Here is a 22,640-nt window from a genome sequence, read left to right as displayed (position 1 = left end):
CACAGCTTTATCCACAGGCATGTCCGCGATCTTTCCCGCTTCATCTTCCACCGCACCCTACGACGATGAAGTCGCGCGCCTGCGCGTGCCGCCGCACTCGGTGGAGGCCGAACAGAGCGTGCTCGGCGGCCTGCTGATCGACAACTCCGCCTGGGACAAGGCCGCCGACCTGCTGACCGACAGCGACTTCTACCGCTTCGAGCACAAGCATGTCTACACGGCCGTCGGCAAGCTGATCAACGCGGGCAAGCCGGCCGACGTGGTGACTGTCTTCGACGAGCTGACCTCTGTCGGCCGCGCCGAGGAATGCGGTGGCCTGGCCTATCTGAACGCGCTGGCGCAGAGTGTGCCGAGCGCCGCCAATCTACGCCGTTATGCCGAGATCGTTCGCGAGCGCGCCATCCTGCGCAAGCTGGTGGCCACCAGCGACGAGATCGCCACCGCGGCGATGAACCCGCAGGGCCGCGCCGTCACACAGATCCTCGATGAGGCCGAGGGCAAGATCTTCCGCATCGGCGAGGAGGGCTCGCGCAGCCGCCAGGGCTTCCAGAGCATGGACAACTTGGTTGTCGCGCTGATCGACCGCGTCAACGAGCTGGCCGAGAGCGGTGCCCAGGACGTGACCGGCGTCCGCACGGGCTTCTACGACCTCGATCGCCAGACGGCCGGCCTGCAAGGCGGCGACCTCATCGTGTTGGCCGCGCGTCCCTCCATGGGCAAGACCGCCTTTGCCGTCAACATCGCCGAGAACGTGGCGATCAACGAGGGCCTGCCCGTCGTCATCTACTCGATGGAAATGGGCGCTGCCCAGCTGGCCCTGCGCATGGTGGGCTCCATTGGCCGCATCGACCAGAGCCATCTGCGCACCGGGCAACTCAAGGACGACGAGTGGGGCCGCCTGTCCGAGGCGGTCGACAAGCTCGGCAAGGCGAGCATCTTCATCGACGAGAGCCCTGGCCTGTCGCCCAGCGAAGTGCGCGCCCGTGCGCGGCGCCAGGCCCGCATCTGCGGCCAGCTCGGGCTGATCGTCATCGACTACCTGCAGCTGATGAGCGGCAACGGCGGCGGCAGCGAGGAAAACCGTGCGACCGTGCTCGGCGAGATTTCGCGCGGCCTCAAGGCGCTGGCCAAGGAATTGAAATGCCCCGTCATTGCGCTGTCGCAGTTGAACCGCTCGGTGGAACAGCGACCCGACAAGCGGCCCATGATGTCCGACCTGCGCGAGTCGGGCGCCATTGAGCAGGACGCGGACATCATCATGTTCATCTACCGCGACGAGTACTACACCAAGGACGAGTGCAAGGAGCCGGGTGTGGCCGAGATCATCATTGCGAAACAGCGTAACGGCCCGGTGGGCACTGTGAAGCTGATGTTCCAGCGCATGCACACCAAGTTCGAGAATCTGGCGCCAGGCTATGTCGGCGTGGAGCGGGACGAGTACTGAGCCGCGTCCGGGCTCAGGCGCCTGGGCGACTCAGCTGCCGCGCCGCTGCTGGGACAGCAGCTCGTCGAGTTGCTCGAAATTGATCGGCTTCATCAGGTGGTGATCGAAAGCGTTCAGTTCGACGCTCTTCAATGCGCCGGTGACGGCGACAACGACGATCTGCTGGCCGAAGCGCTGGCGCAGCTCGGCCGCCAGGGCATGGCCGTCGATCTGGGGCATGAAGACGTCGATCAGCGCGAAGTGAGGGGAGAGGGTCTCCGCCACCATGAGGGCATCCCGCGCACAAGTGACATAGCGCACCTGTCGGCCTTCCAGTTGCAGACTGAATGCCAATGACTCCGCCGAGTCCGGGTCGTCGTCCACGACCAGGACCCTGAGCTTTTGCGGATCGGCGGAGTCGGCCGGCGCGGGGGCATGTGGGGTCATGGGTTGCGACTGTCGGCCCAAGCGCTGCAAGCTGCTCTGGGGACAATCACCTAGCTGCTGGCAAACCCGCCCCATGGCGCGGCGGTGAACTGCGTCGCCGGCGGCAGAGTCGTCGGTTTCGGCAGCCGATCGGGCGCCGGTATGGGATTCGGCGGCGGCACTTCCTTGCGACACGCCGTCAGCACCGCCAGCGTGATGACGATGCCCGACATCACCTGCACCAAGCGCTGCTGCGGCCTCATTGCCTGCTCCGTTCAAGTCACTGGAGTACCGGGGCGCTCAGACGCCCCAGTGCGCGCCGTAGTGGTCGTAGACGCCGCGACCGTATTCATCGGAATAGTCCGGTCGGTCTTCCTTGGCGTAATGCGGCCCGCTCCTGAGCTGCTCCATGTCGAGGTTGACGACATAGCCGTCTTTCTCGGTGTCGTAGGTCAGCATGCTCCACGGCAGAGGAAACCTGTCGGAGCCCATGCCAAGGAAACCCCCGAATTCGAGTGCCGCGTAGCGCACGTGACCCGTGCGTTTGTCGATGACCAGGTCGTCGATGGCGCCAAGCTTTTCGCCCGCCAGGTTGTAGACGTCAGTGCCCTCGACACGGGAAGACGAAATGGTGGTTTTCAAGCTCATAAAAGACTCCTCGGTGAGGTACTCACTTTCGATGAGGTCGTTGGATCCTGAGGTCAGCGCGTTGCACGTCCGGCCGTAGGCGGCGGCCGACGGTCTCCTTGCCCTTGCGATACAGCTTGGCGCAAAACCATTCAGTGCACGGTCAAATACTGTATATATTTACAGCATGTCGCCTATACCCGCCCGCATCGCCCGCGCCCAACCCGCCCTGGTGCCACTCGAATCCATCAGGGGCCGCGGCAGCGCGACCGCCATGCCGCATCGCTTCGAGCAACGTGAGCGCGAGCAGTTCGACGATGGTTGGGGGTCGCTGGACCAGGATGCCGCCGAAGAGCATCTGCCACCCGAAACGCAGGTCATCGAGGAGCATGCCAAGAGCATCGTCACGCGCAACCAGTCGCCGGATATCAACTTCGACTACTCGATCAATCCGTATCGCGGCTGCGAGCACGGCTGCATCTACTGCTTCGCGCGGCCCACCCACAGCTACCTCAACCTGTCGCCGGGGCTGGACTTCGAGACGCGCATCGTCGCCAAGGTCAATGCGGCTGAGCGCCTGCGCGAGACGCTGGCGAGCGCACGGTATGAACCGCGTTCGCTGGTGCTGGGTACGGCGACCGATGCTTACCAGCCCGTCGAGCGCAAGCTGGGCATCACGCGGCGCATCGTCGAGGTGCTGGCTGAGTCCGCCCATCCCTTCTCGGTCGTCACCAAATCGGCGGGCATCGAGCGTGAGCTCGATCTGATCGCGCCGATGGCGGCGCAGGGCCTGGTATCGGTCTATCTGTCGGTGACAACACTGGACAACGAGCTGGCGCGCATCCTGGAGCCGCGCGCGGCGGCGCCGGCGCGGCGGCTGCGCACGATCACTGCGTTAGCCCAGGCGGGAGTTCCGGTGGGGGTAAGCGTTTCGCCCATCATTCCCTTCATCAACGAGCCCGAGCTGGAGCGCATCCTGGAAGCCGCCGCCGCGGCGGGCGCGAGCAGCGCGTTCAGCATCCCGGTTCGACTGCCCTGGGAGGTGAACCCGCTGTTCCAGGACTGGTTGCAGCGCCACTTCCCCGATCGCGCCGAGCGCGTGATGGCGCGCATCCGCGAGATGCGCGGCGGCAAGGACAACGACGCGCGTTTTGGCACGCGCTTCACGGGCGAAGGCGTCTGGGCCGAGCTTCTGCAGGCGCGGTTCCAGCGCGCTGTCAGCAGGCTGGGCCTGCACAACAAGCGGCGGCCGGTGGAGCTGGGGCTGTTCCGCCGGCCGCCCAAGGCCACGGCACAAGGCAGCCTCTTTTAGGGGGCGGCCCGTGTCAGCCCGGTGATGGAGCGACAGCCCGAGCTCAGCCGGCAACAGCCGCTTCGGGCGCTCGCAGCGCCACGCCGCCCGCCGCGCGCGGTTTGCCGGGGCTGCCGCCCATGGGCTTCACATACCGGCTGTGCAATGCGTCGATCTGGCCGGCCAACACGGCGGCGCTGTCGATCTTGTCGGCATGGCGCTTCAGCACCAGGCCGGCCATGTCGATGAGCTTGGCATTGCGCGTGACCTCACCCTGCTGGATCAACAACTCGACGGCCACCTTGGCGCTGCCGCGCAGCGAGTGCCGCATGGCCGTCTCGGCGGCGTTGAAGATCTGCTGGTGGCAATCGCGGAACTGCTCGGCCGATCCCTGGTGAGCTTCGGACATCGCGACGAGGATCTCGGTGCTGGCCTTGGTGGCGCAATGGCGCACCCCCAGGCTGCGCAGGATGGGCATCATTTCCTCGAGTTCGACCTCTTGGCTGCAAAGACGTATCCACAGCGCCGTCAGCAGCGAGGCGGCCTCCAGGTCGAAGTTGCCGCTGTCCGCGTGTCCGGTGAACTCGCGCGCGACGACAAGGGCCTGGCCGACACGGCGCTCCAGCAAGAAGGCCAGGCCGCGGAAGACCAGGTCGAAGCGCTGCAGGCGGACGGAGCCCGGTGCGCGCTCCAGGGCAGCGGCCAGTGAGTCGTGGGCGTACTTGAAGCCCTTGGTGTCCTTGGCATCGAAGCGCATCAGCCCGATCAGCACCAGGCTCAGCATGTCGAAAAGCTTGGAGCGCAGGCCCTGCGACATGGCGCGCTCCAGCATCTTCAGCGCCTCGGCACGCTGGCCGGCGTAGAAGCCGAGCGATCCGCAGCGCTGCAGGCGCAGCAGGCAGCCGGGGGTCAGTGTCGCGGCCGTCTGGTAGGTCTTGAGCGCCTGCGCGAGGTCGCCATGTTCCATCTGCACATGACCCATGAGGTCGTGCGAGTCGGCGTAGTCGGGCAGGTCGCCTGTCAGGTTCTCCAGCGTGCGGCGGGCCGCCTGCAAGTTGCCGGCGGCGACCTCGGTGCGCGCCACGCCCAGGCGCGCCCAGGGGACCGTCTTGGCCGCAATGATGGCCTCGTACAGGACGCGGGCATCGGCATAACGCTTGAGCCGCAGCAGCAGTTCGGCGCCGATGCGGGCGGCGTAGAGCCAGTACTTGTCCTTGGCCTCGAAGCGCGCCAGGCAGAGGTTGGCTGCCGTCTCGAAATCCTGGTTTTCGATGGCTTCGAAAATGTCCTTCAGGATGCGCTTGCGCTGCCGCGCGCTGGCCAGCCGCTCGGCGAGGTTGGCACTGGTGTAGGGCTTGATCAGATAGGCATCGAGCGCAGCTTCGGCGGCCTCGGCCACCTTGGCGTAGGTGGCCTCGCTGGTGACCATGACGAAGACGGTGGAGTAGGGCAGCAGGCCTTCGCGGCGCAGCTCGTCCAACAGGTCCTGGCCCGAGGTGTCGCTGGCGTCGAAGTGGTAGTCGCACAGCACGATGTCGAAGGTCTGGTGCTCCAGCATCACGCGGGCATCCTTGACACGCGGCGTCTGCCGCACCGTGCCGATGCCGAGGTCGCGCAACTGAGCCGACATCAGGCTGCGCGAATTGGCATTGCCATCGATGATCAGCGCCGACGCGGTCTGGATGGTGCTGTCCATCAGGAACATACCGCCCCCTTCCGCGGCGCGAAGCCGTGGACTGTGATCGGGAGGCGCGGTGGAAGGATCACTTATGAGCCATCGGTGTGACAGTCGGCGAACTTTAGGGTTGATGCGGGCAACCGGGTGCGCTGGTAGATACCGCAACACGGCAAGGGCCGTGACTTACGACGCAGGCCGGCCTGGGAGTGACCGCGGAAAAACGGTCACAAGAAAGCCGCGAGACCCGGTCGGGTGTCGCGGCTTGCTGGGTGAGCTGCGGCTTACTTGAACAGGTCCTTGACCCGGTCCGTCCAGCTCTTGGCGTTGGGCGAATGGCGCTCGCCGCCATCCTTGAGACTCTTGTCGAGCTCCTTGAGCAGCTTTTTCTGATGCTCGGTGAGCTTGACCGGCGTCTCGACCGCGATGTGGCAGTAGAGGTCGCCCGGATAGCTGGAGCGCACGCCCTTGATGCCCTTGCCGCGCAGGCGGAAGGTCTTGCCGTGCTGGGTGCCTTCAGGAAGTTCGATCTCCGCCTTGCCTCCCAGCGTCGGCACCTCGATGCCGCCGCCGAGTGCCGCCGTGATCATCGACACCGGCATCGTGCAATGCAGGTCGTCGCCATCGCGCTCGAAGATGTCGTGCTGCTTGATGCGGATCTCGATGTAGAGATCGCCACTCGGGCCGCCGTTCACGCCGGGCTCGCCATTGCCCGCCGAGCGGATGCGCATGCCTTCGTTGATGCCAGCGGGGATCTTGACCTCCAGCGTCTTGGTCTTCTTGACCTTGCCCTGGCCGTTGCAACTGGTGCAGGGGTCGGGAATGATCTTGCCGCTGCCGTGGCAATGCGGGCAGGTCTGCTGGATGCTGAAGAAACCCTGGCGCATGTGCACCGTGCCGGAGCCCCCACATGACCCGCAGGTCTTGGCGCTGGTGCCCGGCTTGGCGCCGGTGCCGCCGCAGGTCTCGCAGCCTTCCCAACTCGGGATGCGGATCTGCGTCTCCTTGCCGCGGGCGGCTTCTTCCAGCGTGATCTCCATCGCGTAGCTGAGGTCGCTGCCGCGGTAGACCTGCTGGCCACCGGCGCCGCGGCGCTGGCCGCCCTGGCCGCCGAAGATGTCGCCGAAGATGTCGCCGAAGGCCTCGGCAAAGCCGCCGAAGCCTTCCGCGCCCGGGCCACCGCGTCCGCCGCCCATGTTGGGGTCGACGCCGGCATGGCCGTACTGGTCATAGGCCGCGCGCTTTTGCGCGTCGGACAGCATCTCGTAGGCCTCCTTGGCCTCCTTGAAGCTTTCCTCGGCCTTCTTCGCCCCGTCGCCCTGGTTGCGGTCGGGGTGGTGCTTCATGGCCAGCTTGCGGTAGGCCTTCTTGATGTCCTCATCGCTCGCGTTCTTGGCGACGCCGAGGATTTCGTAGTAATCGCGCTTGGAAGCCATTGCTCTACTCGTTAAAGGCAAAAGCCCGGCAACGCTTGGAGGGCGCTGCCGGGCCGGGTCATCGACGGCTTACTTGCTGTCCTTGACTTCCTTGAACTCGGCATCCACGACGTTGTCGTCGGCCGGGCGCTTGGCTTCAGCTTGCGGTGCCGCCTGTGGCTGCTCGGCAGCACCGGCGCCGGCGGCTGCCGCGGCAGCCGCCTGCGCGCCTTGCTGGTCGGCATAGACCTTCTCGCCCAGCTTCTGGCTGGCGGTCATCAGCGCCTCGGTCTTGGCCTCGATGACGGTCTGGTCGTCACCCTTGATGGCTTCTTCCAGCTCCTTGGCGGCGGCTTCGATGGCGTCCTTCTCGGCGGCTTCAAGCTTGTCGCCGTGCTCGCTCAGCGACTTGCGCACGCTGTGCACCATGCCGTCGGCCTGGTTGCGGGCCTGCACCAGCTCGACCTTCTTCTTGTCCTCGGCCGCATTGGCTTCGGCGTCCTTGACCATCTTCTCGATCTCGGCTTCGGAGAGGCCCGAGTTCGCCTTGATGGTGATCTTGTTTTCCTTGCCGGTGCCCTTGTCCTTGGCGCCGACGTGCAGGATGCCGTTGGCGTCGATGTCAAAGCTGACCTCGATCTGTGGCGTGCCGCGCGGTGCCGGCGGGATGCCTTCGAGGTTGAACTCGCCCAGCGACTTGTTCGCCTGGGCCAGCTCGCGCTCGCCCTGGTAGACCTTGATGGTCACGGCCGGCTGGTTGTCGTCGGCCGTCGAGAACGTCTGCGAGAACTTGGTCGGGATGGTCGTGTTCTTCTTGATCATCTTCGTCATCACGCCGCCCAGGGTCTCGATGCCCAGGCTCAGCGGGGTGACGTCCAGCAGCAGCACGTCCTTGCGCTCGCCACCCAGGACCTGGCCCTGGATGGCAGCTCCGACGGCCACGGCCTCGTCGGGGTTCACGTCACGGCGCGGCTCCTTGCCGAAGAACTCCTTGACCTTGTCCTGCACCTTGGGCATGCGGGTCATGCCGCCGACCAGGATGACGTCGTCGATGTCGGAGAGCGCGACGCCGGCGTCCTTGACCGCCACGCGGCAGGGGGCGATGGTGCGCTCGATCAGCTCATCCACCAGCGACTCCAGCTTGGCGCGGGTCAGCTTGACGTTCAGGTGCTTCGGCCCGGTCGCGTCTGCTGTGATGTAGGGCAGGTTGACGTCGGTCTGCGACGAGTTGGACAGCTCGATCTTGGCCTTCTCGGCGGCTTCCTTCAGGCGCTGCAGGGCCAGCACGTCCTTGGTCAGGTCGACACCCTGGTCCTTTTTGAACTCGGCAATGATGTAGTCGATGATGCGCTGGTCGAAGTCCTCGCCGCCCAGGAAGGTGTCGCCGTTGGTCGACAGCACTTCGAACTGCATCTCGCCGTCGACGTCGGCGATCTCGATGATGGACACGTCGAAGGTGCCGCCACCCAGGTCGTAGACGGCGATCTTGCGGTCACCCTTGCCGTGCTTGTCCAGGCCGAAGGCCAGGGCTGCGGCGGTGGGCTCGTTGATGATGCGCTTGACGTCCAGGCCGGCGATGCGGCCGGCGTCCTTGGTGGCCTGGCGCTGGGCGTCGTTGAAGTAGGCCGGCACCGTGATGACGGCCTCGGTCACTTCCTCGCCGAGGTAGTCCTCGGCCGTCTTCTTCATTTTCCGCAGGATCTCGGCCGAGACTTGCTGCGGCGCCAGCTTCTTGCCGCGCACTTCCACCCAGGCGTCACCGTTGTCGGCTGCGGTGATGGCGTAGGGCATCAGGTCGATGTCCTTTTGCACTTCCTTCTCGGTGAACTTGCGGCCGATCAGGCGCTTGACCGCGTAGATCGTGTTCTTCGGGTTGGTCACCGACTGGCGCTTGGCCGAGGCGCCGACGAGGATCTCGCCATCTTCTTGGTAGGCAATGATGGACGGCGTGGTGCGCGCGCCTTCCGCGTTCTCGATCACGCGCGTGGTGTTGCCTTCCATGACCGAGACGCACGAATTGGTGGTGCCCAGGTCAATGCCGATGATCTTTCCCATTTGGAACTCCTGAAGATTTGTTGATGTGTTCGAGTTGTGGATCAGTCGCGCCGTTTCAAGAGAACGGCGGCTTCTGCATTACTTCGGTGCGGCAACCGTCACGAGCGCCGGCCGCAACACGCGGTCGGCGATCAGGAAGCCTTTTTGCAGCACGGTGACGACTGTGTTGGCGTCCTGCTGGGGCGCCGGCACCACCGAGATGGCCTGGTGCTGGTGCGGGTCGAACTTGGCGCCCTGGCCGGGGTTGATCTCGACGACCTTATTGCGTTCCAGCGCGCTGGACAGCTGGCGGCGTGTGGCGTGCACACCTTCGAGCACGGTGTCGACCGTGGCGCTGGGCGTGGCGATGGCTGCCTCCATGCTGTCCATCACCGGCAGCATGGCTTCGGCAAAGCTTTCGATGGCGAACTTGCGCGCCTTGGCAACGTCCTCTTCGCCGCGACGGCGTGTGTTCTCGGCCTCGGCCTTGGCGCGCAGATAGGCGTCGCTCATCTCGGCTAACCGCTGCTTCAGGCCTTCGAGCTCGGCGGTCAAGGTTTCAGGGTTCAGGTCAGCGGCCGTGGGCTCGGTGGCGCCAGCCGCGTCTTCGGGCAGGTTGTGTTCGGTCGTCATGGCATGAATAGGCAGGATCGCGTCGACGTTGGGCACGATGTCCCGGTTTCAAGAGGGGGGATTCAAAAAGGAATGATCCGGGTCAACCCGGATCACCCGTGTCGTCGACATCGTTCAGGGAGGCCGACCAGCGGTCCCAGTCGGCCAGGCGCCGCCGATCCTGCTTGGTCGGCCGGCCCTGTTCGATGCTGGCCGCCGGCTCCGGCGCCAGCCGGCGCGCCTCGGCGGCGGCCTCACGCGCCGTGATGCTCGCTGGCGTCTCCGCGTAGAGCGCTTGCGCCTGGGGCGCCGGGCCGCGCTGGTTGGACAGGCCGAGAACCGAGACCTCGCGGGCCAGCGTGCCGATGCGGATGGTGAGCAGGTCGCCGACCCTGACGTCCCGCGCCGGCTTGACCGGCTGGCCGCCCACGCGCACACGGCCGAGGTTGATCTCGTCGACGGCCAAAGCTCGGGTCTTGTAGAAGCGCGCTGCCCACAGCCATTTGTCCAGCCGCATGCTGGTCGGCGCCTCGGTCACTGCGGTGCTCCGGCCGCCAGCGCCCGCTCGCGCTGCAGGGCCAAGGTGTCCGGGTGCTGGGTCTCGACCGACCAGCCTTGCAGATGGCGTTCGGCCAGGCCGGCGAGTGCTCGCATGCCGGCCGGGTGGTCGTTCAGGCAGGGGATGTAGGCGAAGCGCTGGCCGCCGGCGGCCAGGAAGGCGGCGCGCGCTTCCTGGTCGATTTCTTCCAGGGTTTCCAGGCAGTCGGCCGCGAAGCCCGGGCAGACCAGGTCGACCGACTTGAGGCCGCCCTGCGCCAGCTTGATCAGCGTGGGTTCGGTATACGGCTGCAGCCACTTGGCCTTGCCGAAGCGGCTCTGGAAGGTCACCAACCACTCGCCGTCCTTCAGCGCCAGTGTCTGAGCAAGCAGGCGGCCGGTCTTGAGGCATTCGCAGTGGTAGGGATCGCCCAGGTACAGGGTTCGCTCGGGCATGCCGTGAAAGCTCATGACGAGCTTGTCAGCGCGGCCCTCACGCTGCCAGTGGTCTCGCACGCTCTGCGCCAGCGCGGCGATGTAGCCGGCGTCGTCGTGGTAGCGGTTGACAAAGCGCAGCTCGGGCAGGTGCCGCGTCTTGAGCGCCCAGCGCGCGACGTCATCAATGACGCTCGCCGTCGTCGCGCCCGAGTACTGCGGATAGGCCGGCAGCACCAACACACGGTGCACGCCTTCGCGCTTGAGCGCGTCCAGCGTCTGGCCGATGGCGGGTTGGCCATAACGCATGGCGTAGGCCACGCGCACGCGCAGACCGCGCTCACCCAGCAGGCCTTGCAGCAGCTTGGCCTGCTTCTCGGTCCAGACCTTCAGCGGTGAACCCTCGGGCGTCCAGACCGTCGCGTACTTCGCCGCCGACTTGGCCGGCCGCAGTCGCAGGATGATGCCGTGCAGGATGGCCAGCCAGATCAGCTTCGGAAGCTCGACGACGCGGGGGTCGGCAAGAAACTGCGCCAGGTAGCGCCGCAGCGCCGGCGCCGTCGGTGCATCCGGCGTGCCGAGATTGCAGAACAGGACGGCGACGTCGGTCGCCAGCGGGCCAGCGGGCGCGGCGCCGTGGCACTGCGGCGGTTCGGGCAGGAAACGCATGTGTCGTGGCCTCAGCGGCGTGATCGAGGGGCGCCGAAAGGCTGCGGCTCGGTGTCGGCAAAGTGCAGCACCTCGAAGCGCACGATGGGCGACTGGTCGTCGGTCGGCAGGCCGCCAAGGCCGATGATGCCGCTGCCGTGCAGGGTGCAGCTGCCGCGCTTCAGGCTGAGCAGCTCGCCCGAGGCGCCAAAGCGCACATAGGTGCCGTTGTAGGAAAGGTCGGTCAGCTCGAAGCTGCTGCCCTGCCAGTCGATGCGGGCATGTGAGCGCGACACGCGCGCGTCGGTGATGCAGTAGGTGGCCTGCACGCTGCGGCCCAGCACGATGGGCATGGCACCGATGTCGAAGACGCGGTCCAGGTCTTGCCAGACAAGCCGCATGCCGTCCGGCTCCACCGAGCGCATCGGCTCGCCGAACTGTGTGGCGGTCGCGTCGGCGCTGACCTGCGGTACGGCGTCCATGCGGTAGACATGCACGGGCTCGACGCGGCCACGCACCGAGATGCGGTCCAGGCTGCGAAAGCGTCCCTTGGAAGCGTGGTGCAGGCCCGCCAGCACCTCCGCGGTGATCAGGATCTCGCCGTCGCCGGCATGGTCGATCAGCCGGGCCGCGACATTGACCGCGTCCCCGAAGCAGTCGCCGTTGAGCTCGACCACCTCGCCGCGCGCCAGCGCCACCTGCAGGCGCAGCGCCAGCATTGCGGGGTCGCTCTGGCGGCGCGCGCGCTGCACGGTGCGCTCGAGCATTTCCTGCATGCGCTGCCCAGCGCGTACGCCATCGCGCGGCGCGTCGAAGGCAGCCATCAGTCCGTCGCCCAGTGTCTTGATCAGCTGGCCGCCGCTTTCCAGCACGGCCTCGCTGATCTGGCCGACGGTCTGCGTCACCATCGCACTGGCCTCGGCGTTGCCCAGAGACTCGTACAGCCCGGTGCTGCCGCGAAGGTCGGCAAAGAGGACGGTGCGCTCTCGGATCACGGTCATGGAGTCAGTTTATCGGCGTAGGAAAGGCCGGACATGCCGGCCTTTTTGGCGTCGCGCGCAACTTGTGCCTCGCCTTGCCTCGCAAGACGGGGCGCAAACTCCGTGCCGGCGGCTTTGCAACCGGCACCGTCTGCGGCGGCCACGTCCTCGGCCAACCCTTACAGATTGTCCAAGTACGTGCGGAGTTTGTCCGACCGGCTCGGGTGCTTGAGCTTGCGGATCGCCTTGGCCTCGATCTGGCGGATGCGCTCACGCGTGACGTCGAACTGCTTGCCGACTTCCTCCAGCGTGTGGTCGCTCTGCATCTCGATGCCGAAGCGCATGCGCAGCACCTTGGCTTCGCGGGGGGTCAACGTGTCGAGGATGTCCTTCACCACGTCGCGCAGGCCGGCCTGCATCGCGGCCTCGATGGGCGCCGTGTTGTAGGTGTCCTCGATGAAGTCGCCCAGGTGGCTGTCGTCGTCGTCGCCGATCGGCGTCTCCATGGAGATCGGCTCCTTGGCGATCTTCATGATCTTGCGGATCTTGTCTTCCGGGATCTCCATCTTCTCGGCCAGCGTCGGTGCGTCCGGCTCGAAGCCGAACTCCTGCAGATGCTGGCGCGAGATGCGGTTCATCTTGTTGATCGTCTCGATCATGTGAACCGGGATGCGGATGGTGCGGGCCTGGTCGGCAATGCTCCTCGTGTTGGCCTGGCGGATCCACCACGTCGCATAGGTCGAGAACTTGTAGCCGCGGCGATATTCGAACTTGTCCACCGCCTTCATCAGGCCGATGTTGCCTTCCTGGATCAAGTCCAGGAACTGCAGGCCGCGGTTGGTGTACTTCTTGGCGATGGAGATCACGAGGCGCAGGTTGGCCTCGATCATTTCCTTCTTTGCGTCACGAGAGGCCTTCTCGCCCTCGTTCATCTTCTTGTTGATGTCCTTGAGGTCGTCCAGCGGCACGACGGCCTTGGCCTGGATGTCCGTCAGCTTCTGCTGCAATTCCTGCACGGGCGGCAGGTTGCGCGCCAGGATCACCGCATAGGGTTTGCCGCTGGCGACTTCCTTCTCGGCCCACTTCAGGTTCAGCGCGTTGGGCGGGAAGGTCTTGATGAAGTGCTCTTGCGGCATGCCGCACTTGTCCACCACGATCTTGCGCAGCTCGCGCTCGTAGCGGCGCACGTCGTCGACCTGGCTGCGCAGGATGTCGCACAGCTTCTCGATCGTCTTGACCGTGAAGCGGATGGTCATCAGCTCGGCGCTGATGGCCTGCTGGGCCTTGTTGTACGGGATCGACTTGTAGCCGTCCTTCTCGAAGGCCTTGCGCATCTTGTCGAAGGCGACGGACATCGAGTCCAGCTTGACCAGCGCCGCATTCTTCAGCTCTTCGAGCTTCTTGGTCAGCGCCTTGGAGCCGCCGTTGCCGTCGTCGTCGTCTTCCTCGTCGAATTCGTCGAAGTCTTCTTCGGCCACATAGTCATCGGCTTCATCGGCGGCGACGAAGCCGTCCACTACTTCGGAGATCTGCATCTCGCCGGCGCGGATCTTGGTGGCGAATTCCAGGATGTGGGCGATGGTCGTCGGCGAGGCCGAGATCGCCAGCATCATGGCCTGCAGGCCGCCTTCGATGCGCTTGGCGATTTCGATTTCGCCTTCACGCGTCAGCAGTTCGACCGTGCCCATTTCGCGCATATACATGCGCACCGGGTCGGTCGTGCGGCCGAACTCGGAGTCCACCGTCGACAGCGCGGCTTCGGCGGCTTCTTCAGCTTCTTCCTCGGTCGAGGTGGCCGTCGTGTTGCCCTGGATCAGCAGCGTGGCGGCGTCGGGCGCCTGCTCGTAGACCGCGATGCCCATGTCGTTGAGCATGGAGATGATGGCCTCGAGGATTTCCTCGCTGACCAGCTTCTCGGGCAGGTGGTCGTTGATTTCCTGGTGCGTCAGGAAACCACGCGTCTTGCCCATCTTGATGAGGGTCTTCAGCTCGCTGCGGCGCTTGACGGCTTCTTCTTCCGTCAGCGCGGTCTCTTCCAGACCGAACTCGCGCATCAGCGCGCGCTCCTTGGCGCGGCTGACCTTCATGCGCAGCGGCTTGGCCTTGGGCGTGTCTTCCGTGACGACTGCGGTCGTCTCTTCGGCTTCCGGCTCGCCCTCCAGCTCGGCGTCGACGTCGGACAAGTCCACGTCTTCGTCGACTTCCTTCTTGCTGCCGGCCTTCTTGGTCTCGGTTTCCGCCTTGGGCTTGCGGCCGCGCTTGGGCTTGTCGTCGTCGCCCGCCGCCGCCTTTGCGGCCGGTTTGGCGGCCGCCGCCTTGGCAGCGGTCTTGGCCGGCGCCTCGGCAGCCGCCTTCACGGCAGTCTTCTTCTTGAGCTCTTCGGCGGGGGCGGGGCTGGCCTTGGGCGCGGTCTTCTTGGCGGTCATGCAGGTCCTTCGGGGGTTTGCGCGGTCAATCAGAAATGCAGCAGCCACCGCGGCCAGCCCGGGCTCGGACGCAAAACCGGCGGGGCATGGGGGCGGTGGCTTTCGTCACCGGGTATCACTCCGATATCGAGCGAGGGACCCTGGCGTGGCGCGAACAAGCTGGCGTGATCGTTTGGTATGCAGAGCTGGCGGATGTGTTGGCCATCAAAACTCTTAGCGAGTTGCCCAGTGTCGCTGGGTGGCCGGGTCCGGCATTTCTCTGCCGTCACTCTTGTTGACGCGCGCGGAAAACGCGAGATTATGAATCAAGCGCGGCTGAATTGCAAAGCTGTGACAGGTAAACCCTAGTTCTGCACGCCATGGCGTTCGCGAAGGCGTGCCAATGCCTCCAAAGCCCTGCGACGTTCGTCGTCGGTGGCGCCGCCCCCGCCCGGCAACGCTGCGGGCGTGCGGGCGCGCAACGCCGACACGGCGCTGGCCAGGTCGCCGGCCGGATCGGACTCCTCGACACCCAGCTCCTGGAAGCTGCGCACAAGTCGGTGCACGGTCTCGGCATGGCCGTCCGCTGCGAGACCAGCCTGGACGACGGCCCAGGCGCTGGCGCCGTGGTGGGTCAGGTGGCGCTCCAGCCAATGAATCAGCTCGCCGTTGGCGCCGGGAAGATCATGCAGCAGTGCACGGTCCTCGTCGGGAAGAGCATCCCAGAGTTCGCTGTGCTGCAGCAAAAGCCGCGTCGCGTTGTCGGCGGCTGTCGCGGGGGTTGTGCGCGGTCCCGCCGGGCGCGGCTCTGCATCGCGGTCGCGGCGCGATTTCCAGTCGCCCTTGGGCTTCCATTCAGCCTTGGGCTGCCAGCGCGGCTTTTCGGCCCGCGTCGCGGGCTCAGCGGCGGACGATGCCGGCATGGCCTCTCCCAACCACAGCGCTTGCAGTTCGGCCTCGGGCATCTGCCCTTGGCGCGCCAGTTCGCCCAGCAGTTGCCGGCGCAACAGGCTGTCGGGCAGCAGGCTCCACAACGGCCTGGCCTGGGCGAGCATGCGCGCGCGGCCCTCGGGCGTGCCCAGATCGCAGCCATCGGCGGCCACGGTGATGAGCTGGCGAGACAACGGCACGGCCCCCTCGATGCAGCGCTCGAAGGCCTCGGCACCCAGCTCGCGCACGTAGGAGTCGGGGTCGTGCTCGGGCGGCAAAAACAGGAACTTGACCGTGCGCGTCTCGGTGGCGTGGGGCAGGGCGGCCTCCAGCGCCCGCACGGCGGCGCGGCGGCCGGCGGCGTCCCCGTCGAAGCTGAAGACGACCGACTCGGTGTGGCGGAAGAGTTTGTGCACATGCTCCGCCGTGCAAGCCGTGCCCAGCGTCGCCACCGCGTTGGCGATGCCGTGCTGGGCCAGCGCCACCACGTCCATATAGCCCTCGACAACCAGGGCGTGGCCGCGCTGGCGCATCGCTTGGCGGCCTTCGAACAGGCCGTACAGCTCCCGTCCCTTGCTGAAGACCGGCGTCTCGGGAGAGTTCAGATACTTGGGTTCACCCTTGTCCAGCACCCGCCCGCCAAAGCCGATGACCTCGCCCTGCACATTGCGGATCGGGAACATGATCCGGTCCCGGAAGCGGTCATACCGTTTCGCGTCCTCGCCGGGCTCGACGTCCGGACTGATGACGAGCCCGGCTTCGACCAGCTGGGGGTCGTCGTAGGACGGGAAACCGCTGGCCAGGGAGCGCCAGCCCTCGGGCGCATAGCCCAGACCGAAGCGGGCGGCGATCTGGCCTGTCAAGCCGCGGCCCTTCAGGTAGCTGACGGCCCGCGGCGTCTTGCGGAGCTGTGCCTTGTAGAAGTCCGCTGCGCGGGCCAGCACATCGGTCAGGCTCTGCTGCCTCGCCCGGTCGGCCTTGGCCCGCTCGCGCTGCTCGGGTGAGCGTTCATCTTGCGGCACCTGCATGCCGACCTGCTGGGCCAGGTCTTCGACAGCCTCCACGAAAGTGGCTGCGGTGTGCTCCATCAGGAAGCCGATGGCGTTGCCATGCACGCCGCAACCGAAGCAGTGGTAGGTCTGGCGGCTGGGGCTGACGATGAAGCTGGGCGACTTTTCGCCGTGGAAAGGGCACAGGCCCTTGTGATTGATGCCGGCCTTTTTCAGCTCGACATGCCGGCCAACCACCTCGACGACGTCGACGCGGGCGAGCAGATCCTGGATGAAGCCGGGCGGTATCACCCCGGCAGTTTAAGGATTGACCTGGGAGGGCATCTTCAGATGACCCACCCAGTCGCTGCGGGCGAAGGACTCCATCCATCCGCCGAGGGCCGTCGGATGCATGGCCGCAGCGATACCGTTGCCCTGGCCGAGGCGACAGCCCAGGCGCAGCAGCTCACGGGCATGGGCGCGGCTTTCCACACCCTTGGCAAGCACCCCGCAGCCGATGTTGCGGGCCAGGCCGATGACGCTCTCGACCAGCGACAGGTCTTGGGCATCGCCCAGCATGCCCTGCACATAGCTGCGGTCGAGCTTCAAGGTGTCGACGGACAGGCGCTTCAGCGAGGCCAGCCGCGAATAGCCAGCACCGAAGTCGTCCAGCGCAATACCAATCCCCAGGCCCAGGCAGCGTTGGATCAGTGCCTGCGTGGCAGCCGTTTCGGCCAGGGCATCGGCCTCCAGCACATCCAGGTGCAGCAGCGCGGCCGCTTCCGGCGGCTGGCGCTGGATGAGTTCCTGCAGGCGCTGCGGGAAGTCGTGGCGGCTGAGCTGGCGGGCGCCGACATTGACGCTGACCTGCAGACCCTTGCCGCCGTTGACACCGTCGCGCGCCCAGGCCGCCGTCTGCGCCAGCGCCTGCTCGATCACCCAGTCACCGATCTGGACGGCCAGGCCGGTCGTTTCGATCAGCGGCAGGAAATGCGCTGGCGCCAGCAGGCCGCGGTCCGGATGCTGCCAGCGCAGCAAGGCCTCGACGCCCATGACCTGACCGGTGCGCAGGTCGATCTGCGGTTGGTAATGCAGCAGCAGCTCATTGCTGTCCAGCGCGCGTTGCAGGCGGGCCAGCGCGATCAGGCCGGCTTCGTCGCGCTGATCCAGCGTCGGGTCATGGAACTGTATGCGCCCGCGCCCGGCGTGCTTGGCGCGATAGAGCGCGTGGCCGGCGTGGCGCAGCAGGGTTTCGGGGTCGGCATCGTCATGCGGGTAGAGCGTGGCGCCCATGCTGGCACCGATTTCCAGCGCCATGCCGGTGCCAGCCCGGCTCTCGCGCACGGCGACCGGCGTCGACAGTACCGCCAGCAGGCGGTCCGCCCCGCGCTGCGCCTCCTCGGGGGACTGCGCGCGCATCAGCACCGCGAATTCGTCGCCATGCAGCCGGGCGAGCTGGTCGGCGGTATCCGGAGCGGCACCACGCGAGCCGCGCAGCGTCGCCTGCAGCCGACCGCTGAGCTGCAGCAGCACCGCGTCGGCGACGAGCTGGCCGTGCTCGGCATTGACATGGCGAAAGTCGTCCAGGTCAATGACCCCGACGACGAGCTTGAACCCATCGCGATTGGCCGCCACCAGGGCGAGTTGCAGCAGGCGCATGAACTCGTCGCGGTTGGGCAGGCCGGTGGCGATGTCGTAACGCAGGCGCCGGCGCAGCAGGTCTTGCTGACGCAGGCTTTCGCCCAGGTCGATCAGGCTGAGCACCCGCCAGCGCGCGCTGACGCCGTCGGGCTCGGGCACGGGGCTGAGCTTGGCGGCAAAGACATGGCTGCCGCCGTCGTCCAGTTCGGCCTGCAGCTGCCCCCTCCAGCTTCGGCCGGCGCCCAGTTCGGCGTGCAGTGCGGTGGGCTCATGGCCGCTGCGCTGCAGGTTGGCCGCGCTCAGCGGCGTGGCCAGCCGGCCGATGAGGGCCTCGCGCGGCGCATGCAGGATGTCGCAGTAGGCCGGGTTGACCTCGACGACGCGCCACTGCATGTCGACGATGGCCAGGCCCTCGCTGGCCTGTTGGAACAGCGTGGCAGACATGCGCTCGCGTTCCTCGGCGGTGTGGCGCCAGCTGACGTCGGCCAGGGTGGCGATCAGCCCGCGCGCGCGGCCCTGGCGGTCACGCAGCGGTACGTGGGCCTGCAGCTCGTGCCAGCGCCAGTCACCACCGTCGGCCGCCAGCCGCAATGACAAGCCGAGGTGGTTGCGGTGCCGGTCGGTCAGCAGCTCGCGCAGCGCACGGCGCACGGGCTCACGGTCGCGCGGATGCGCCAGCCGCAGCCAGTCCAGCGGCGCGCTGCCGCTTGTGCTGCCGTCGATGGGCGTCGTCAGAGCCAGCCAGCGCGCTGATGCGTGGCGCCGACCCTCGGGCAGCCGCCATTCGGCCAAAGCCAGGCCCTGGGCGTCGAGGGCGCTGCGCCAGCCGTCGCGGTCGCGCAACTGCTGCTGGCCGAGCGCGACGATGAACAGCGGCACGCAGGCCAGCGTCGCACCGAGCGCATAGGCCATCATCGTGGGCGGTGCGCACACGGCCCACAGGACCAGCAAGCCGGTGCCGAGGCTGGCGTTGGCCCGTGGTGAGGCCTGCAGCGCGTGCAGGCAGAGCAGCAAGTGCGGCAGCAACAGCACCGCCGTGGCGCCGGGCAGCCAGGTCAGGCCCGCCTGCGCGGCGACAGCGGCCACGGCGAGGCCGCGGGCCCACCACCGGTTGCCGCGACGCGGCCTTTGCGTGCTGGCCTGGAGCGCGGTACCGGCGCTCACCAGGCCGAGCGCACAGGCTGCCGCAAGCCCCAACGCAGCTGGGACGGCCTCGGGCAGCGCCAGGCCAGCGGCCAGCTGCGCGCCCAGCGTCAGCAGGCCGCCCAGCAAGGGCGCGGCGACGCCGGCGAGCAATCCGAACAAGCCGACCTCGCGCCAGCCGGTCAGCCGGCCGGTGAGCCCCAGGCGGCGCAGCAGCGTGCGGTTGAGCACTGCGGCAAGCAATGGCAACGTCAGCACGGCCATAACCGGGGCGGAGATCAGCAAGCCCAGCGCTGCGACCGGGTCGTGGGTTGGCGTCAAGAGCAGCGGCAGGCTGGCACCAAGCAGCCAACCGGCCATCAGGAGCGGCAGCGTCCAGGCGCTGAGTCGCCATAGCGTCAGCAGGCCCAGGGCAGCCAGCAGCAGCGGGATCAGCAGATCCTGTGCAGGCATTGCGTTTGCCGGTTGCGGCAGGCGCATCATCGGCGGCAGCGCGTCCGTGGCCAAAGCCCAGGCGATGAGCAGGCCGCCGCCCAGTCCCGACATGACGGCCAGCCCGACGCGCCGGAGCCAGCGCCAGCCGCGCGGATCATGGATACGGCGCGGGCCAGGAGGCAGCGTCGTGGAAGGCGGCGCATGCACGCTCAGATCCGCGCCCTGCTCATGGGCGTTGGAATCAGGCGTGCCGGAATGCAAATCCATGGATCAGGCCGATACCTGTGTCGACCCTGACATGGCCTGGATCGCGCAGGCCGGGCGAGGAGGGCGGGCCGACATCGGCGGAATTTCGTTTCTGCAATGAGCCAGCGCACCCCGAAGAAACCCGCGAGCTTTGGCTTCGAACAAGGTGACGAAAGGCATGGCGCAGTTTAGGCGCGGTGTCCGCCGCAAAAGAAAGGGGCCATCCCAAAGATGGCCCCTGCTTAGGGTGGTGCGCCTTCAGCGTCCGGGGCGCGAGAACCCGCTTAAACCTGAATGCGGCACGGGCGAGGTCAGTCGCTCGGCCCGCTTTAGACCGCGAAATCCGTCAGCTTGGCGCCGCCTGCGATGGCTGCCTTCAACCATTTCGGCTGCAGACCGCGGCCACTCCAGGTTTCGCCGGTGGCCTGGTTGCGATATTTGGCGGCGACCTTGGAGACCTTGACCGGCTTGGGGGTGCGCATGCTGAGATCCGCTACCGTCAGGCCATATTCGCTCATCAAGGATTTGACCTTGGCTACAGCTTCACCGCGTTCACGCTCCTTGGTTTGGCTGATTTGCTCATCAAGCGCCGCGCGTTGAGCCAGAAGTTCCTTGAGATTGGACATGCTGCTATTCCTCTTGCGATTTGACCGGTGAGACGCCCGATGGAAAGCATCGAGGCCTCGGAGGGGCTGGGCGCGGGGCCCGGCGATTATCTCCGCGGCTGAATTAAATCGCGAGCTAAGGAATCAAGCAAGAGTTTTCGTTGGGATTGGACGACGGGTTTGCAATCAACGCCGCGAAATTGGCACGCCTTCGAATTGAAGCTGCCACATTCACTTGCGCCGGCACGGTCTTACTTGAGGCGCTATCGCAAGAGGCGCGCTCTTCAATATGTCGGCAGGCGCTCAAGACAATAGCGGCGCCTCAGTTAAGGCGCCAGTGGCCGGCCAGCGTTTCGGCACCCCGTGCCAAAGAAAAACTGTCGTGATCGCATCGCCTGCGCTGCACAGAGACGGGCGATCCGCCAGTTTTTCGGCTGAGTCAGTTCGTTGGCGGGACGTAGCCCGCCACCGTCTCGGCACCCGTGCCGAAGAAAAACTGTTCAGCCTGGCGCATCAGGTATTGGCGGGCGCGCAGGTCGGCAAGGTTCAGTCGGTTTTCATTGACGAGCATGGTCTGGTGCTTCATCCAGGCTGCCCAAGCTTCCTTGCTGACGTTTTCCCAGACTCGTCTGCCCAGTTCGGTGTGGGCGGGGTAGGGCGGGAAGTCCAGCCCTTCGGCTTCCTTCTTCAGATAGGCGCATTGAACGACGCGGGGCATGGCGGACTCCTGAACACAAAATGAGAAAACGGCCGGCACTTTAGCGCGCCGGCCGTTTCGACCGCAGCGGTTGGGCTTAGTTGAATCTCTTGACCAGCACCAGCGAACGCCGGTCCCAGTTGTATTTGCGCTTGCGTTCCTCGGGCAGCCATTCGGGATCGACCTGCTGGAAACCGCGTTTGATGAACCAGTGCTTGGTGCGCGTAGTGAGCACGAAGATGCTGTCCAGGCCCATGGCCTTGGCGCGCTGTTCGATTCTTTTCAGCAGCCGGTCGCCGTCGCCCTGGCCCTGCACTTCGGCGGACACCGTCAGCGCGGCCATCTCGGCCGTGCGCGCTTCGACATAAGGGTAGAGCGCCGCGCAGCCGAAGATGACGCCGTCGTGCTCGATGACCGTGTAGAGCTCGGCATCGCGCTCGATCTCGGTCCGGCTGCGTTTGACCAGCGTGCCGTCGCGCTCGAAGGGCTCGATGAGCTGAATGATGCCCGCCACGTCGTCGGCGCTGGCCTCGCGCAGACTCTCCAGCTTCTCGTCAACGACCATGGTGCCGATGCCGTCGTGGGTGTAGACCTCCTGCAGCAGCGCGCCGTCGACGGCGAACGGGATGATGTGCGAGCGCTCGACGCCGGCGCGGCAGGCGTCGGCGCAGTGGCGCAGGTAGAAGGCGACGTCGGTCGGTTCGGGTGCCGGGCCGGCGCTGGCAAGCATGCGCTCGGCGTCCGCCAGGGCCAGTTCGGTGTCGATGGCGCTGTCGGGGTCGGCCGGGTTCTCGGGCACGCCAGGCACTTCGCAGACGAAGAGCAGCTTGTCGGCCTGCATCGCGATGGCGGCTGACGTGGCGACGTCTTCCATCGACAGGTTGAAGGCCTCGCCGGTGGGGGAGAAGCCAAATGGGGACAGCAGCACGATGGCGCCGATGTCGATGGCGCGCTGGATGGCAGCGCCGTCGACCTTGCGCACCAGGCCGGAATGCTCGAAATCCACGCCGTCGACGATGCCGACCGGGCGTGCGGTCAGGAAGTTGCCCGAGACGACCCGCACGGTGGCGTTGGCCATGGGCGTGTTGGGCAGGCCCTGGCTGAAGGCGGCCTCGATCTCGAAACGCAGCTGGCCGGCGGCCTCCTGCGCGCAGTCCAGCGCCACGGCATCAGTGATGCGGCGGCCGTGGCTGAAGCGCGGCGTCTGACCTTTCGCGGCGAGTTGCTCGTTGACCTGGGGGCGGAAGCCGTGCACCAGGACGATCTTGATGCCCATGGCGTGCAGGATGGCGAGATCCTGCACGAACGCGTTCAGCTTGCCCGCCGCAATCAGCTCGCCCGGCATGCCGACGACGAAGGTCTCGCCACGGTAGGCATGGATGTACGGTGCCACGGCGCGGAACCAGGGCACGAAGGTGTGAGGGAAGACGAGACCGGTCATGGGGC

18 protein-coding genes are annotated in these 22,640 nt (G+C 66.5%); 2 read left to right on the top strand and 16 right to left on the bottom strand.

Annotated features, from left to right (window positions below; translation table 11 throughout):
* Positions 1–19 precede the first annotated feature (19 nt).
* Positions 20–1,444: a replicative DNA helicase gene (gene dnaB, locus ACT6S0_RS04475; protein ID WP_444762692.1), complete on the top strand. Its 1,425-nt coding sequence runs from the start codon at positions 20–22 to the stop codon at positions 1,442–1,444.
* Between the two features lie 30 nt (positions 1,445–1,474).
* Here the strand turns inward: dnaB and ACT6S0_RS04470 are convergent, their stop codons facing one another.
* Genes ACT6S0_RS04470 through ACT6S0_RS04460 form a run of 3 tightly spaced genes read right to left on the bottom strand, consistent with a single transcriptional unit; the run spans position 1,475 to position 2,497 of the window.
* Positions 1,475–1,870 (bottom strand): response regulator, encoded by a 396-nt coding sequence (locus ACT6S0_RS04470; RefSeq protein ID WP_444762691.1) that lies wholly within the window; start codon positions 1,868–1,870, stop codon positions 1,475–1,477.
* Positions 1,871–1,920: 50 nt separating this feature from the next.
* The gene (locus ACT6S0_RS04465) at positions 1,921–2,112 is read right to left on the bottom strand and encodes a hypothetical protein (RefSeq protein ID WP_444762690.1); all 192 of its coding nucleotides are present in this window, start codon (positions 2,110–2,112) and stop codon (positions 1,921–1,923) included.
* A 37-nt stretch (positions 2,113–2,149) separates the two neighbouring features.
* The gene (locus ACT6S0_RS04460) at positions 2,150–2,497 is read right to left on the bottom strand and encodes a PRC-barrel domain-containing protein (protein WP_444762689.1); all 348 of its coding nucleotides are present in this window, start codon (positions 2,495–2,497) and stop codon (positions 2,150–2,152) included.
* Between the two features lie 166 nt (positions 2,498–2,663).
* Here ACT6S0_RS04460 and ACT6S0_RS04455 point away from each other — a divergent pair, with 166 nt between their 5' ends.
* A complete protein-coding gene (locus ACT6S0_RS04455) occupies positions 2,664–3,788 on the top strand; it encodes a PA0069 family radical SAM protein (RefSeq protein ID WP_444762688.1) in 1,125 nt (374 codons plus the stop codon).
* A gap of 43 nt (positions 3,789–3,831) precedes the next feature.
* On the opposite strand, the gene ACT6S0_RS04450 is transcribed toward ACT6S0_RS04455, so the two are convergent.
* From ACT6S0_RS04450 to argA, 13 genes are all read right to left on the bottom strand, one after another.
* Positions 3,832–5,472: a response regulator gene (locus ACT6S0_RS04450; protein ID WP_444762687.1), complete on the bottom strand. Its 1,641-nt coding sequence runs from the start codon at positions 5,470–5,472 to the stop codon at positions 3,832–3,834.
* Between the two features lie 254 nt (positions 5,473–5,726).
* Positions 5,727–6,878, bottom strand: coding sequence for a molecular chaperone DnaJ (gene dnaJ / locus ACT6S0_RS04445; protein ID WP_444762686.1), 1,152 nt, complete (start codon positions 6,876–6,878; stop codon positions 5,727–5,729).
* Positions 6,879–6,947: 69 nt separating this feature from the next.
* On the bottom strand, positions 6,948–8,954 hold the full coding sequence (gene dnaK / locus ACT6S0_RS04440; protein WP_444762713.1) for a molecular chaperone DnaK: 2,007 nt from the start codon (positions 8,952–8,954) through the stop codon (positions 6,948–6,950).
* Between the two features lie 36 nt (positions 8,955–8,990).
* Positions 8,991–9,524, bottom strand: coding sequence for a nucleotide exchange factor GrpE (gene grpE, locus ACT6S0_RS04435; RefSeq protein WP_444762685.1), 534 nt, complete (start codon positions 9,522–9,524; stop codon positions 8,991–8,993).
* 82 nt (positions 9,525–9,606) lie between these two features.
* The gene (locus ACT6S0_RS04430; protein ID WP_444762712.1) at positions 9,607–10,020 is read right to left on the bottom strand and encodes an RNA-binding S4 domain-containing protein; all 414 of its coding nucleotides are present in this window, start codon (positions 10,018–10,020) and stop codon (positions 9,607–9,609) included.
* Between the two features lie 17 nt (positions 10,021–10,037).
* Positions 10,038–11,144: a ferrochelatase gene (gene hemH, locus ACT6S0_RS04425; protein ID WP_444762684.1), complete on the bottom strand. Its 1,107-nt coding sequence runs from the start codon at positions 11,142–11,144 to the stop codon at positions 10,038–10,040.
* An 11-nt stretch (positions 11,145–11,155) separates the two neighbouring features.
* On the bottom strand, positions 11,156–12,124 hold the full coding sequence (locus ACT6S0_RS04420; protein WP_444762683.1) for an adenylate/guanylate cyclase domain-containing protein: 969 nt from the start codon (positions 12,122–12,124) through the stop codon (positions 11,156–11,158).
* Positions 12,125–12,282: 158 nt separating this feature from the next.
* Positions 12,283–14,529 (bottom strand): RNA polymerase sigma factor RpoD, encoded by a 2,247-nt coding sequence (rpoD, locus tag ACT6S0_RS04415; RefSeq protein WP_444762682.1) that lies wholly within the window; start codon positions 14,527–14,529, stop codon positions 12,283–12,285.
* A gap of 344 nt (positions 14,530–14,873) precedes the next feature.
* A complete protein-coding gene (gene dnaG / locus ACT6S0_RS04410; protein ID WP_444762681.1) occupies positions 14,874–16,739 on the bottom strand; it encodes a DNA primase in 1,866 nt (621 codons plus the stop codon).
* Positions 16,740–16,748: 9 nt separating this feature from the next.
* Positions 16,749–19,913 (bottom strand): EAL domain-containing protein, encoded by a 3,165-nt coding sequence (locus ACT6S0_RS04405; RefSeq protein ID WP_444762680.1) that lies wholly within the window; start codon positions 19,911–19,913, stop codon positions 16,749–16,751.
* Between the two features lie 308 nt (positions 19,914–20,221).
* On the bottom strand, positions 20,222–20,518 hold the full coding sequence (locus ACT6S0_RS04400; protein ID WP_444762679.1) for an H-NS histone family protein: 297 nt from the start codon (positions 20,516–20,518) through the stop codon (positions 20,222–20,224).
* A 418-nt stretch (positions 20,519–20,936) separates the two neighbouring features.
* On the bottom strand, positions 20,937–21,215 hold the full coding sequence (locus ACT6S0_RS04395) for an oxidative damage protection protein (RefSeq protein ID WP_444762678.1): 279 nt from the start codon (positions 21,213–21,215) through the stop codon (positions 20,937–20,939).
* A gap of 76 nt (positions 21,216–21,291) precedes the next feature.
* On the bottom strand, positions 21,292–22,635 hold the full coding sequence (gene argA / locus ACT6S0_RS04390) for an amino-acid N-acetyltransferase (protein WP_444762677.1): 1,344 nt from the start codon (positions 22,633–22,635) through the stop codon (positions 21,292–21,294).
* Positions 22,636–22,640 lie beyond the last annotated feature (5 nt).

This window comes from Roseateles sp., assembly GCF_052436255.1.
In the GTDB taxonomy this organism is placed as follows: domain Bacteria; phylum Pseudomonadota; class Gammaproteobacteria; order Burkholderiales; family Burkholderiaceae_C; genus Pelomonas.
This window is presented reverse-complemented; position numbering and strand designations above follow the sequence as displayed.